The 13,181-nt window shown below is 51.5% G+C and carries 14 protein-coding genes; 10 read left to right on the top strand and 4 right to left on the bottom strand.

From position 1 onward, the window contains the following. Nucleotides 1–276: 276 nt before the first annotated feature. Both QET40_RS01475 and gap read right to left on the bottom strand, forming a co-directional pair. Complete coding sequence (locus QET40_RS01475) at nucleotides 277–1,473, bottom strand: phosphoglycerate kinase (RefSeq protein ID WP_280125396.1); 1,197 nt, start codon at nucleotides 1,471–1,473, stop codon at nucleotides 277–279. Between the two features lie 171 nt (nucleotides 1,474–1,644). Then, nucleotides 1,645–2,646 (bottom strand): type I glyceraldehyde-3-phosphate dehydrogenase, encoded by a 1,002-nt coding sequence (gene gap / locus QET40_RS01470; protein WP_280125395.1) that lies wholly within the window; start codon nucleotides 2,644–2,646, stop codon nucleotides 1,645–1,647. A gap of 227 nt (nucleotides 2,647–2,873) precedes the next feature. Between gap and QET40_RS01465 the strand changes: the two genes are divergently transcribed. Together QET40_RS01465 and QET40_RS01460 are read left to right on the top strand one after the other, a co-directional pair. Beyond that, nucleotides 2,874–3,548: a DedA family protein gene (locus QET40_RS01465; protein ID WP_280125394.1), complete on the top strand. Its 675-nt coding sequence runs from the start codon at nucleotides 2,874–2,876 to the stop codon at nucleotides 3,546–3,548. Nucleotides 3,549–3,984: 436 nt separating this feature from the next. Continuing rightward, nucleotides 3,985–4,284, top strand: coding sequence for a hypothetical protein (locus tag QET40_RS01460; RefSeq protein WP_280125393.1), 300 nt, complete (start codon nucleotides 3,985–3,987; stop codon nucleotides 4,282–4,284). 144 nt (nucleotides 4,285–4,428) lie between these two features. Here QET40_RS01460 and QET40_RS01455 read toward each other — a convergent pair whose 3' ends face one another. Beyond that, nucleotides 4,429–6,165 carry a M60 family metallopeptidase gene (locus QET40_RS01455; RefSeq protein WP_280125392.1) on the bottom strand — a complete coding sequence of 579 codons (1,737 nt, stop codon included), beginning with the start codon at nucleotides 6,163–6,165 and terminating at the stop codon, nucleotides 4,429–4,431. A gap of 382 nt (nucleotides 6,166–6,547) precedes the next feature. On the opposite strand from QET40_RS01455, the gene QET40_RS01450 reads away from it, so the two are divergent. From QET40_RS01450 to QET40_RS01440, 3 genes are all read left to right on the top strand, one after another. Further along, on the top strand, nucleotides 6,548–6,997 hold the full coding sequence (locus tag QET40_RS01450) for a hypothetical protein (protein WP_280125391.1): 450 nt from the start codon (nucleotides 6,548–6,550) through the stop codon (nucleotides 6,995–6,997). A gap of 193 nt (nucleotides 6,998–7,190) precedes the next feature. Continuing rightward, nucleotides 7,191–8,375: a class I SAM-dependent rRNA methyltransferase gene (locus QET40_RS01445; RefSeq protein ID WP_280125390.1), complete on the top strand. Its 1,185-nt coding sequence runs from the start codon at nucleotides 7,191–7,193 to the stop codon at nucleotides 8,373–8,375. Between the two features lie 25 nt (nucleotides 8,376–8,400). Beyond that, nucleotides 8,401–8,859 (top strand): hypothetical protein, encoded by a 459-nt coding sequence (locus QET40_RS01440; protein WP_280125389.1) that lies wholly within the window; start codon nucleotides 8,401–8,403, stop codon nucleotides 8,857–8,859. Nucleotides 8,860–8,871: 12 nt separating this feature from the next. Here the strand turns inward: QET40_RS01440 and QET40_RS01435 are convergent, their stop codons facing one another. After that, entirely contained in the window at nucleotides 8,872–9,852 is a 981-nt protein-coding gene (locus tag QET40_RS01435; RefSeq protein WP_280125388.1) for a hypothetical protein, read from the bottom strand. A gap of 86 nt (nucleotides 9,853–9,938) precedes the next feature. On the opposite strand from QET40_RS01435, the gene hisI reads away from it, so the two are divergent. From hisI to QET40_RS01410, 5 genes are all read left to right on the top strand, one after another. After that, nucleotides 9,939–10,418: a phosphoribosyl-AMP cyclohydrolase gene (hisI, locus tag QET40_RS01430; RefSeq protein WP_280125387.1), complete on the top strand. Its 480-nt coding sequence runs from the start codon at nucleotides 9,939–9,941 to the stop codon at nucleotides 10,416–10,418. A gap of 81 nt (nucleotides 10,419–10,499) precedes the next feature. Further along, nucleotides 10,500–11,444 carry a tetratricopeptide repeat protein gene (locus QET40_RS01425; protein WP_280125386.1) on the top strand — a complete coding sequence of 315 codons (945 nt, stop codon included), beginning with the start codon at nucleotides 10,500–10,502 and terminating at the stop codon, nucleotides 11,442–11,444. A gap of 41 nt (nucleotides 11,445–11,485) precedes the next feature. Further along, nucleotides 11,486–11,995 (top strand): LPS assembly lipoprotein LptE, encoded by a 510-nt coding sequence (gene lptE / locus QET40_RS01420; RefSeq protein WP_280125385.1) that lies wholly within the window; start codon nucleotides 11,486–11,488, stop codon nucleotides 11,993–11,995. Between the two features lie 45 nt (nucleotides 11,996–12,040). Beyond that, nucleotides 12,041–12,760 carry a 16S rRNA (cytidine(1402)-2'-O)-methyltransferase gene (gene rsmI / locus QET40_RS01415; protein WP_280125384.1) on the top strand — a complete coding sequence of 240 codons (720 nt, stop codon included), beginning with the start codon at nucleotides 12,041–12,043 and terminating at the stop codon, nucleotides 12,758–12,760. 151 nt (nucleotides 12,761–12,911) lie between these two features. After that, a complete protein-coding gene (locus QET40_RS01410) occupies nucleotides 12,912–13,163 on the top strand; it encodes a hypothetical protein (RefSeq protein ID WP_280125383.1) in 252 nt (83 codons plus the stop codon). The last annotated feature ends 18 nt before the right edge of the window (nucleotides 13,164–13,181 follow it).

Raw genomic sequence — 13,181 nt, 5'->3', positions numbered from 1 at the left:
CAGTTCGGAGCGGGGCTGAGCGTTCCCGTAGGAGTGAACGGCACAATCTTTGCGGAGGCGAACACGGAACTCCGCAGCGGAGCGACCTGGGCGAGCGGCTCGCTGGGTTACCGGTACAACTTCTGATAGGAAGTCGGAAGACAAGAAAAACAGGAGTCCGTCTTTCCCGCGTGGGGAAGGCGGACTCTGTTGTTTTATACGTACCGAACCAATAAAAGAAAGGCGCCTCGACAATTGAGACGCCTTGTAGATGGAATAGAGGGAAATCCTACCGAATTATTTGTCGGTCAGAGAACCGACTCCGGGAAGGATTTTCCCTTCCAGAAGTTCCAGGGAAGCGCCGCCTCCCGTGGAGCAGAAGGAGAGCTTGTCCTGAACCTTGAACTTTTTGGCTGCCGTGACGGAGTCGCCGCCGCCTACGATGGTGATCGCATTGCTGTTGGCCAGTGCTTCAGCGATTTCCTTGGTTCCCTTGGCAAAGCAGTCCATTTCAAACACTCCCATGGGGCCGTTCCAAAGAACGGTTTTGGCTCCCTTAATGATTGCGGAGAATTCTTCAATCGCCTTGTCGCCGATATCGATGGCCATGCCGCCTTCGCACACCTTGCCGCCTTCGGCGAAAGGAGCCGTACAGGTTGTTTCTGCGCCGTCTTCGAACTTCATGGCAACGCGGACATCGGCCGGAAGGACGAATCGAACTCCTTTGGCTTTGGCGTTGGCAAGGATTTCACGAGCGAGATCCAATTTGTCGCCTTCGATTTTGGAAGCACCCAGATCGTAGCCTTCGGCAGCGAGGAAGGTATTGGCCATAGCTCCACCGATAAGGAAGGTGTCGGCTTTTTCCATAAGCTTGGAGAGGACTTCGATTTTGTCGGAAACCTTGGCTCCGCCCATAATGACGACGAAGGGTTTTTCCGGGTTTTCCAGTTTACCTTCAAGGTATTCCAATTCGCGTTCGATCAGGAAGCCCATGGCGCTTTGTTTGGCAAAGTGCGTAACGCCTTCCGTGGAGGAGTGGGCGCGGTGGGCGGAACCGAATGCATCGTTGACGAAGATGGTGGCATTGCCGAGGAGTGCCTTGGCGAAGTCCGGGTCATTTTTCTTTTCACCGGGATAGAAACGCACGTTTTCCAGAAGGATTACGTCGCCTTCATTCATGGCGGCACGAGCTTTGTCGGCTTCGGCTCCGATGGCTTCGGAAACGAATGTGACAGGTTTGCCAAGAAGTTCACCCAGCCGGACGGCGGCGGGTTTCAGGGAGAAAACGGGATCGGGTTCGTTCTTCGGACGACCGAGGTGGGAACAGAGGATGAGCTTGGCTCCGTTGTCCAGAAGATACTTGATTGTGGGCAGAGCGGCAACGATACGGGCATCGTTGGTGATAGAACCGTCTTTAAGAGGCACATTGAAGTCAACTCTCATGAGGACTTCCTTGCCTTTGACATCGAGGTCGCGAACAGTCAGTTTGGCCATAATATGTGGTAATGTTTGAGATGGATGGATGATGAAAAAGAAAACGGGGGAGGCAATTGCTGCCTCCCCCGGATCAAAATGGAATCAACGGTTCGGGATGGAGTCCCTGATTTTCTTATCCGACAACGCCGGAACGGAAAGGATGCTCCAATCCGAAAGACCCAGTTGTCTTTAGAGGCTGTCGCCGAGCTTCTTGAGGGCTTCAGCAGCGCGGTTGGAGTAACCCCATTCGTTGTCGTACCAGCCGCACACCTTGACCATGTTGCCGCCGACGACATAGGTGAAGCCGGAGTCAAATATGCAGGAGTGAGGATCGGAAACGATGTCCTGAAGAACGAGAGCTTCTTCGCTGTAGGCGAGGATGCCCTTGAGTTCGCCTTCGGCAGCTTCCTTCATGGCGGCGTTCACTTCTTCAACAGTCACGTTCTTCTTGAGAATGGCGACGAAGTCGGTCAGGGAACCCGTCGGGGTCGGAACGCGGAAGGAAGCACCGTTGAGGAGTCCCTTGAGGGAGGGAATCACTTCACCGATGGCTTTGGCGGCGCCGGTCGTGGTCGGGATGATGTTGATGGCGGCGGAACGGGCGCGGCGGGGATCGCTGTGGGGCAGGTCAAGGATGCGCTGGTCGTTCGTGTAGGAGTGGATCGTGCTCATCATGCCTTTTTCGATGCCGAACTTGGCTTCGAGAACTTTCACCATGGGGGAAAGGCAGTTAGTCGTGCAGGAAGCGTTGGAAACGATGTTGTGCTTGGCCGGATCGTATTCGCTGTCGTTGATGCCGAGGCAGAACGTCAGGTCGGGATTGGTGGCGGGAGCGGAGATGAGAACCTTCTTGGCTCCGGCGTCGATGTGCTTCTGGGCGCCTTCGCGCTTGGTGAAGAGACCGGTGGATTCAAGGACGACGTCAACGCCGAGCTTCTTCCAGGGAAGGTTGGCGGGATCGCGTTCGACGGTGATGAGAATCTTGTGACCGTCGACAACGAGGTAATCGCCTTCGATGGCGATTTCGCCGTCGAATTTACCCTGAGTCGAGTCATACTTGAGAAGGTGGGCGATCATTGCGATCGGGGTCAAGTCGTTGATGGCAACAACCTTGGCGCGTTCTTCCTTGGACATGGCGCGCAGAACATTGCGGCCGATACGTCCGAAACCATTAATAGCGTACTTTGCCATAAGATAAGGTCTTGGTTTTTAAGTTTGATTTAGAAATCAGTCCCGGCGCCGACTTGGAACAAGGACCTGAAGAATGATAGAAGTGATTTGGGAGTCCGTCAATACTATTCTTGTCTTGATTTGGCATTCGCGAATGACGGATTTGTCACGCAGAGACTGGGGATATCGGTTATGATGGGGGCGAAATCTCTTGAAATTACGGTGTCGGAGGGTATGTTCTTCCGGACATGATGCATGAGATGATCATATTGTGGCTGGAGTGGGTTCACGGGATTGGGTATGTAGGAATTTTTCTATTGATGGCGATGGAGAGTTCTATTTGCCCGGTTCCAAGCGAGGTGGTGGTGATTCCGGCGGCAATAGCTTCTACGCAAGGTCATTTGAATTTTTGGGGAGTCATTTTTGTTGCCGCTCTCGGGACATGGGCCGGTTCCGCACTGACGTATTGGTTTGCGTTGATTGTGGGACGTCCTCTTATTTTGAAGTACGGAAAGTACATATTCATGCCTCCTGGTGAATTGGCGCGAGCCGAGGTGTTCATGGAACGCTATGAAAAGGGCGCTATTTTCTTTTCCCGCCTGCTGCCTGTCGTACGGCATTTGATTTCTATTCCGGCAGGGCTGATACGGATGAATTTCTGGGCATTTTCCCTGTATACCTTTGTCGGATCGTTTCTTTGGTGCTGGGTACTTGCCTGGTACGGTCAGAGGATGGGCCTCAACAATCCTCACATGCTGGATAACCCGGAAGAATTCATCCGCACAGCCAAGGCTGAAAGCCTCGAAATCACCATTTTGTCCTTTGTGATCGCGGTTCTGTACTTCGTGATGCTGCGTGTGACGGATCCTTCCCGTAAAAAGAAAAAGGAAGAGGTTGCCTCCAATACGGATTCTTCACTGTGAAAAACTGCATCCCACTTGTAGATGGAGATGCCTAAATAGATGATGCCGAGCAGGGGAAACACGGCCAGATACTTCAGATTCTTCCTGAAGCAAAAACAGATGAGATAACCACACAGGGTCCGGAAAAAAACGAATGACGACTGTTGTGGCGATAACTCCGGGTTAGTAAGTGCGCAAGGATGGGGAACATGGATGATTGTTATGTTACTCGTCTCTTGCAAGATGGCGAATTGGATGCCTTGTCATCCAAAAACGTTATCGAACATCTGCCCCACGCATCATTGACATGAGTTATCGAGATTAGGAACGTTTGTTAACAGAATCGGAATATACTGCTTCGAAAAAAATGCACCTTGGCTTTTTTTGATTTGTTGTAATTGTATGAAAATTGGCCTAAAGGAATTTTTGGGAGAACACAAAAATAGAAATCTGAACAATGATGGAAATACTCACCAACAAATATTTTTTATTCTCTGTTTGTATTCCGTTTCTTCTGAGTTCATGCGCAAACGAATCCCCCGTTTCCATTTCAGCTCCGGTAGTTGACCGAACAAAAGTCGAACAGGTGAAAATGCCGCCTCCCGAGATTTCTACAGCTATTGCTTCAGCATGGATGGAGCAGCATATTAGAGAAATAGAATCAATTAAACCAGGCTCTTCCGTTGCTGAACTACAGAAGTTATTTGTGAGTGAAGACGGACTTTTTTCAAATACGCGTATTTTTAAGTACCGTTAGTGTCCTGAGATCAAGATTCAAGTAACGATTGATGAAAAAAATGGTAACGGAAGAGATATGTGGTCGAGTGATTCTCAAGTCAAGATACAAAAAGTTTCGTTGCCTTATTTAAGTGATTTTGTCGGTTTTCTGCAACGTGGCCTTTTAAACTGACCGTGTTCCGTAAACAAGCGTACGTTTGCCGTCCCAGGAGACGGCTTCGATGCGGGTGGAGCCTTCCGGGTAGGGAACAATGGTGTATGTTTTGTCCGGGGAACCGGTGTAGAGGATGGAAATGCGTTCCAGCTTGTCTCCTTTGTAGGTTTCAAAAACGGTGACGTTTTTCCAGGCATCAGCTGAAATATTCAAGTTGCCTTCTCCTGCGGTAATTCCTTGTTCGTATTGCCCTGAGACGGGCAATTTTTCCTTATAGGCTTTGACGCTTCCCGAGGTCATGTAGTGGATGACCGGGCTTTCGGGTTGGGGGTACTTGGACGCGTAGGCAACGACATCGTCGCAATCCTTCTGCGTGATAGTGAGTTGGTAGTCGCCGTAGTCACGTATGTTGCGGTCGATAGGAGTGAGCATGCCGCTGGCTTTGAAGAATCCGGTAAGGTTTTGCCGGGTAGCGTCGCAGAGGTTTTTCAGGAAATTGGTATGGAGTTGTCCGTGGCTTATGCCGGATTCATCCGTCTGGCGCACTTTCTGGAAGATGTCCGGTAGAAAATCAGGATTGCCCTTGCCGGCTACCTGGAAATAGAGCATGAGCTGCCAGAGCGGACAGAGCTTCACAAAGTGGTCGCCGTTGCCGCGTTCGTAGTCCTTCATTTTGTCCGGCCCCTTGAGAGCGATCCAGGGCTCTCCGGCGATGACGGCACTGTTAAGGTAGGCATTGAAGCGCCCTCCTTCGACGCGGTTGCCGAAGGTATCATCCTTTTTGTGATGTTCAAGGTTGATGTATTCCGGACTGAAGAGATACTTGGTCCAGATGGAATAGATATTGTTGGTGGTCTCTCCCGTGCCGGCCCATTTCATGCCGGGACGCACCTGGTTGACATGACCGAATTCGTGAGCGATGCCCCAGGGATCCTTTTTGATCGCAGCGATGTTGGCGAGGTTTTTCATGGTATTGTTGTGGAAGGCGGCTCCATAGCCGTCGGCATGCATGAATCCCTTCCAAATGACGCGTCCGAACATGTGGTTTTTCGGACGGCATTTATATTTGTCCAGTCCCATGATTTCCTGTTGAATGGAGATGATGCGGTCATAGATGCCGATGAGGCCGAGACCGTCGCCGGGGCATTGTTCCCGGAGGGCTGCGACCGGGTAGGCAAGCTGGACGTATTTGCCGCGGATGTCGAGAATGGGCGATGTGGCCGAGGCGAGAAGGTTTTTCCAGTCCCGGTTGGTGTGCCGGGAGGAATCGAAGTATCCGTTGACGGTGCCGCCGGCAATAGAGATGGTGACGGGGCGTGCGGTCTTGTATTTGTCCGAGAAGTAGCTGATGTAGCCGTGGCCGGAGTTTTTGGCAACGATCGTATTTTTTCCGCTTTTGAGGGGGTAGGAGCTGTCCTGCATGCGCTCCGTGCTGAAGTCCGTGATGCGCAATTCCAGCGTTTGTCCCTGAAGGGGGGCGACATCCAGAGTGATTGTTTCTCCTGCCGCGAAAGCAATGCCCGTCGGGTTTTCAAATTGACTGTAGGAATTTGTTTTGAGCTGTGCCGCAGTGGATTTGACGGGCGGGTAGGCGATATAACTCTGCGTTCTGAATTGCTTCTGGAACGGTGACGGTTCCTGCATTGCCGAAGTTTGAAGGGGAGTATCTGCCGCTAGGACGATACTGGAAGCAAGGATACCCGGGAGGAAGGCGGAAAGGAGAAGGAGGGGAAGAGAGGGTTTCATGAAAAAGAAATGGAAAGAACTATATCAAATACGGATAGTATCTGCAAAATCTATCAAGATTTCTATCTCTGTGATCTCAGTATTTAGGCTTGCTGGAGATAATTGATATGTAAAACAAAATATTCGCCTTGTAGAAAAAGAACATCTTGACTTTTTTGACTTGATGTGATTTTAGGAAAGTCCTCCCAAAAGGATTGGGTGAATACAAAAAATCAAAACAATGAAATCCTTTATATTATCAAGTATTTTCATGGGGGGGGCTTGTGGCGAGTGCCAGTGATCCAATTGTCCTGACTCATAATTCAGCACGTTTTTGAGGTGTTATTTTTATTTTTGTTGCAATTTGATTGAATGTGTTGTATATAAAAATAAATAATTTATTATGGAAATAATCGCCGTCAAATATTGCTTATTATCTATTTGTGTTCCGTTTCTCTTGACTTCATGCGCAAGAGAAGACCCCGATTCCATGCCTGCTCCGGCAGTTGCCCCAAAAAAAGTAGAACATGTGAAAATGCCACCTCCCGAGATTGCTGCGGCTATTACTTCTGCATGGTTACAACAACATATTAAGGAAATTGAATCGATTCAACCTGGCTCTACTGTTGCTGAAATGCGGAAGTTGTTTGATCGGGAACCAGGACTTTTTACAAATACGCGTACTTTTAGATACATCAAATGTCCTGAAATTAAGATTCAAGTAACAATTGCTGAAAAATATGATGGGGAACGAGATCTCTGGGCTCCCGATTCTCAAATCAAGATACAAAAAGTCTCATTACCATACATAAGCTCTTTTTCCGGTTTGTGTAAGGGCGGACTTATACATTAATCCTATTGATGGCCTCGGGTAAATGCTTACCCGAGGCCGTCGCCTGGCGAGCGTACTTTTGCCGTCCTTCGGGAGATGGCTTCGATGCGGGTAGGAGGTCCGGGAATCCATCCGGGGTTCTTGGATTCTATCAGGCATGGGGGCCAGTTTTCAATTGCCCGTTGGGCGGGGATGGGGTAGAGTGAACTTACTTATGGCAGGTTTGGTTGTAGCTCCACGGGCAAGAATATTTCAGGGTCACGATTGGGTGTATGGTACGGAAGTGCGCAAGGTGTTTGGGGATCCCCAGCCGGGCGATGTGGTTGCATTAAGGGATTTTAAGGACCACTTTTTGGGATCCGCGATTTTCAATTCTCATTCTCAGATTGTCGCCCGCAGATTTTCCCGAAGGAAGCAAAAGCTGGACAGGGATTTCTTCTTCCGTCGCATCAGCCAGTCGATCGATGTGCGCAACCGCCTGATGCCGGGAGAGGAATTGCGACGCCTCGTCTGGAGTGAATCCGATGGCTTGCCGGGCTTGATTGTCGATCAGTATGCCCGCTACCTCGTGGTTCAGGCTCTGACGGTTGCCATGGAAATGAGGCTGGATTTGATTGGCGATGTGTTGCAGGAATTGTTGGAGCCGGAAGGCATCATCGTCCGCAACGATTCCCCGATGCTGGCCGCTGAAGGGCTGGAGCCTTTTACGGGAATGCTGACAGGTACGGCTCCGACGCCTTTTGAAGCCAGTGGACGCGGGGTGCGCTTCCTCGTGGATCTTGAGTTTGGTCAAAAGACGGGGCTGTATCTCGACCAATTGGATAATTACGCCGCCGTGGCCGAATTTGCCCGAGGCAAGCGAGTGCTGGATTGTTTCTGCAACCAGGGAGGCTTTGCCCTGGCCTGCGCCCTTGCCGGAGCGGAGCAGGTGACGGCAGTCGATGTTTCAGAGGAGGCGGTTGTCGCCGTGCGCCGGAATGCCACCCTGAACGGGGTGAAGGTGGAGGCCGTGGCTGACAATGCCTTCGACTTCCTCAAGAGCGAGTCGAACAGGGTGCGCGAAGGCGCCGAACCGAAGTGGGACTTGATTATTCTCGATCCCCCCTCGTTTACGCGCAACAAGAAGTCCCTCCACGATGCGATGCGCGGGTACAAGGAAATCCACCTCCGCGCCATGAAGATGCTGGCCCCGGGCGGGATTTTATCCACATTCTGCTGTTCTCATCATGCCAGTGCCGAGTTGTTCCAGGACAGCATCCGCGAGGCGGCAATCGATGCTCCGGCTACATTGCGTTTGATGGCGCGGCACGGTCAGAGACCCGATCATCCGGTGTTGCTCAACTTGCCGGAAACGGAATACCTTAAGGGATTTACTTTCGAACTTCTTCCGGGGCGCTGATCGCAACCTCCTCATTTTCTCTTTCATGGAGCCCGGCTGGACAATCCGTGAAATTCTCCCCGGTGAGCGCGAGCCATTCTTGCCTTTGCTGATTTTGGCCGATCCTGATGAAACCGTTGTACGGAAGTATTGGGAGGAGGGCTCTATGTGGGCTCTTTTCGTCAAAGGTGTCCCGGTGTGCGAAGCTCTGGTCATCCCGGGAGAAGGTGATACCTGCGAACTGAAAAATCTGGCCACGCGCGAGCGGGATTGGGGCAGGGGGTATGCCCGTGCCCTGCTGGGGTACGTGTTTAAGGCCTGTTCCGCCTATTGGAAAACCATGTATGTGGGTACCTCCGACAGTGGCCGTGCATTTTATTCCGGATTCGGTTTTGTCCCATCGCATGTCGTGAAGAATTTTTTCATCGACAATTATGCGGAACCGATCATGGAAAACGGTGTCCGATGTATTGATATGTTCTATTTGAGGAAGGAACTGGACTAACCCCGGAGAATATCAAACATTCAGATTACCTAAGGCCTCCAGAAGGTGGACATCCATGCAGAGTCCTTCATGAACATTGAATTTAAGGTCGGCACGGAGTTGTTCGACTCCTTTCATGCGTTGGAGGATTTCCGGTACGGGCATTGTCCGGGCTAGCTGGGTAACGCCCGGATGCATGGGTTCCGTCGACGGAGCCCCCGAGGCGATGGCGGCAGCCTGACCGAACCATAGAATCATCAGGTCGATTGCCTGGTCGCGTTCCGCCAGGTATTCGGTTTCAATCAACGCAGCATTCAGATCCTTGTTTTGTGACTCCCAGTTGGACGTATCCGTCGCTTGGGCGATGGCCTTGGATTCTTCCTTGAGAGACTGCGTCATTCTTTTGGTGATGTCCGCCTTTCGGCGTCCGAGTAGCTCCAGAAGGACTGAGCGGAATGAAAGGGCGGCCAGATCGTCTCCCATGTGTTCGGTGGCTTCTGCCCAGGCGGGGAGGAGTTCCTGCTGGACGGGAGTAAGCCGGATACTACCGCCGGGAGAAAACAGGGGAACGTTGATGCAGCGCGATATGATCGTGGGAAGCAATTGCTCCGGTTGTGACGTTACAAGGATGATCAGCGTCTGGTTGGGAGGTTCTTCCAGAGTTTTCAGGAAAGCATTGGCCGCTTCGTCATTCATGCGTTCCGCTTCCAGGATAACAACGATTTTATGGTGGTTTGCATCGGCTTTCTGCTGGAGGAAGGGTTCCACGGATCGGATATCGTCGATCAGGATCTTTCTGGACTTGGACCTGGGACGGACGAGGCGCATGTATTCATCGCGGATGGCTTCCAGAGAATCTCCCTTGGTTCCCTCGTTAATCAGACGGATCATTCCCAGGACGAGCTTGTGAGTTCCGGAGGCCTCGTCCCCGATGACGAGAAGGGCGTGGGGGAAACGTCCGCTGGCATAGGCGGTGGAGAGGAGCTGGCTGGCCTGTGGTTCCGTGAACGACATGGGCACTATGGAAACGGTTTCATTGCGTCAGGGCAACAGAAAAGATTGGATGCTGGCAGATATTTCGTGTAATGAGTCTTTCGGCTATGGATAACAACAAGCAAACTGACCAGATCGTTTTTACGGCCCGAACTGCAACAGACGTGGAAAAAGGCCTTGATTTCGCTCCTAAATTTGATGCGAACGGATTGATTGCCGCAATGGCCGTGGATCACGTGACCCGCGAACCTCTGATGCTGGCCTACATGAATGAAGAATCTCTTAAAATGACTCTTGCTTTCGGAGAAGCCGTCTATTATTCCCGCAGCCGTCAGGAAATATGGCACAAGGGAGCGACCAGCGGCCATGTCCAGAAAATCAAGCAGATCCTTGTGGACTGTGATCAGGATGCCCTGATTCTTCTGGTGGATCAAGTTGGCGCCGGAGCCTGTCACACCGGCCACCACTCCTGCTTCTACCGTTCCGTTCCGTTCGGTAGCCAGGTCGAACCGGGTAAGCCGGTTACTCTTGCTCTGGCCGAGGAAGGTTTGGCTTTTGATGCCGAAGCCGTCTATGGGAAGCATTGATATCCGGCACTTTTGTCAATTCTGCTTCTCTGAAGAATCGGGCTTGATGCCGTTTCTAGATTCAGCTAATAAAAAACGTCCATGAACAAGGCTTTTCTGTTAATCGGTTGTTTGGCCGGTTCCTTTCTTCTTACCCAGTGTAGTTCGGATGCCCCGCCTCCTGCCGGGTCACTTCGTCTCATTGATCCTCTGGCTCAAAAATATTGGTCCGAGGCTCAGGCCTGCGAATCCAAAAATGATTGGAACGGCGCGATCAAACGATATAGGAGGCTGGCTCGGTACTGTCCTCTTGCCCCGGAAGCGCCTCAGGCCAAATTCCGCCAGGCCCAACTATACGAATCATTGGGTGAGCCCATGGATGCATTTGACACGTACCAATTCGTAATTGATCGCTATCCGAATACGCCTCTCTACAGTGCCGCATTGAACGCGCAGAAGAACCTTGCTTATGCTGCTGCTCGCGGCGAGTTGACCAACAAGGTTTTGTGGTTGTTTGACGTCGGCATGGATCCTACGATTGTGGTCAAGTGGCTCAACAGTGTTTGTACCAATGCCCCTTATGCGGATACGGCTCCCGAGGCCATGAATCTCCTCGGGGAATATCTGATGAAAAAAGGTCGTAATCTGGAAGCCATCGACACCTTCCAGAAGATTGTAGATAACTACCCCCATAGTCCCTATGCCCCCGGTGCCCAGCTCCAGGTGGCGGACTTGTACCGTGGTGCCCAGATTGAAGGCGACCGCAACCATGCCAACATCATGCGGGCCCAGGAAGCCTACGAAGATTATCTCCAGCGTTATCCCGATACGGCTCATTCGTCCCATGCCAAGTCCGGGCTTGACGACATTCGACGCCAGCTTGTTGACCAAAAACTGAAAATTGGAGAGTACTATCTGAATCGGATGAAAGATTACAACGCTGCCGTGTTTTGCTTCCAGGAAGTCGTTTCCCTGGAGGCGACGAACCCCGAAGCTGCCGCCAAGGCCAAAGATCATCTGAAATCCATGGGGGCTCCCGCCAAGTAATCTTCCTGTTTGCCTTCATGATGCCATCCTTCCGTCAACCCATGCGATATTTTCTCCTGTGCCTCCTGCCGGTGGTGACTGCTTTGTTATTCAGCTCATGCGGATACCATATCGGTGGGCTGAAACCCGTCGCCCTGAAGGATGTCCATTCTATTTCCGTCGGGGTGTTCACCAACAACTCTCTTGAACCTCGGGCGGGTGCTATGGTTTCCAGTGCTATTGCGGAAGAAATCCAGACGGAAGGTACCTATTCTCTGCTTTCCTCCAAAAAGGCTGACGCACGGTTGGAAGGCAGCGTGGCTTCCATTGATTACATGCAGCTGCGTTCCAGCTACCAGGATACCTATAAGAGTATGGAAGTCGGATTGAAGTTGAATGTCAATTACAAGATTATCGACAACAAATCCAACAAAGTGCTATGGACCAGCTCGGCAACGGCGGTATCCAGCTTGTTTAATGTCGGCAATCAGCAGTCCGCCAAGATGAATGCACTGTCGTATGCGACCCGGCTGGTAGCCCACGACATTTGCGGAGCCGTCAGTAACGGCTGACGGAAGATCTACGACAACACCTGAAAGTATCATACGGAGAACATCATGTCCGAAGTCGCTTATTCCGTCTATTTCGTGCCCTTGCCGATCGGAAACCGGGAGGATATTACCCGGCGTGCTTTGGATGTACTTGCAAGCGTTGATACGATTGCCTGTGAAGATACCCGGCATACGGGATTGCTTCTGACCCATTATGGAATTCGCAAACCTCTCCTCAGCATGCATGAACACAATGAAGCGGCCAGGGCCGGGGAAATTGTCCGAAGGGCTGCAGCGGGAGAACGTTTTGCCGTTGTGACGGATGCCGGAATGCCCGGCGTGAGCGATCCGGGCTACAGGTTGATTCAGGCGTTGAAAAAATCCGACGTCTGTTTCACTGTCTTGCCCGGGCCGTCTGCAGTTGTGACTGCCCTTGTCGGTTCCGGAATGCCGAGTGACGCCTTTTTCTTCGGCGGATTTCTTCCCGTCAAGTCGGGCAGGAAGGCGGCGTTGCTGCAAAAAGCGGTCGAAGCGGATTTTACATCGATTTTCTACGAATCCCCGTTCCGTATCGTCAAAAGCATCCAGACCCTGGCGACAATTGATCCGGAAACTCCGATCTGCGTAGCAAGAGAATTGACCAAAACGTTTGAAACTTATCATCGCGGGACTGCTGTCGAACTTGCCGGGCAATTCGCGGAACGTCCTCCCAAAGGGGAAATTGTTCTCCTGATTGGGGGAATCAATGCCCGAGGAGGTAAAGCGAGGGACAACACAGAATTCTGACTCGGGGTTCGTGCCGAAGCATGATTCCGAAAGTGGAATGTCTCCTTGACTCTCCACTTTAAATGTGTTATACCGTAAGGTAATGGAGATTGGAAAGAATGGGCATATTCCGCGGCGCTCTCCCGATGCGATTCGGAGTGAGATGCTTGTCGTGTTGTCTTGTGCCGATACGATTCTTTTCAACGACATTTTTGAGGGAGTCCTTGCAGCGATGAAGAGCAAGGGTATTTCCACCGGAGGGGAAGAGATCCTGAGGTTGCGCATCTACGAGAAGCTTCAAACGCTTGTTTCCCAGGGAGCTCTTCAGAAAAAAGGCAAGGAATACAAGGTTTTGGGAAAGCTTTCCTCCATTCGCGATGAGGAGGAAGAAAAGGGCTCCATTACTCCCCGAGGGTTCCTTTGAGATTCTCCCCGAATCATG

This window comes from Akkermansia sp. N21169 (assembly GCF_029854675.1).
In the GTDB taxonomy this organism is placed as follows: Bacteria; Verrucomicrobiota; Verrucomicrobiia; order Verrucomicrobiales; family Akkermansiaceae; genus Akkermansia.
The sequence above is the reverse complement of the archived record's forward strand: the minus strand, read 5'-3'. Positions and strand labels throughout refer to the sequence as shown.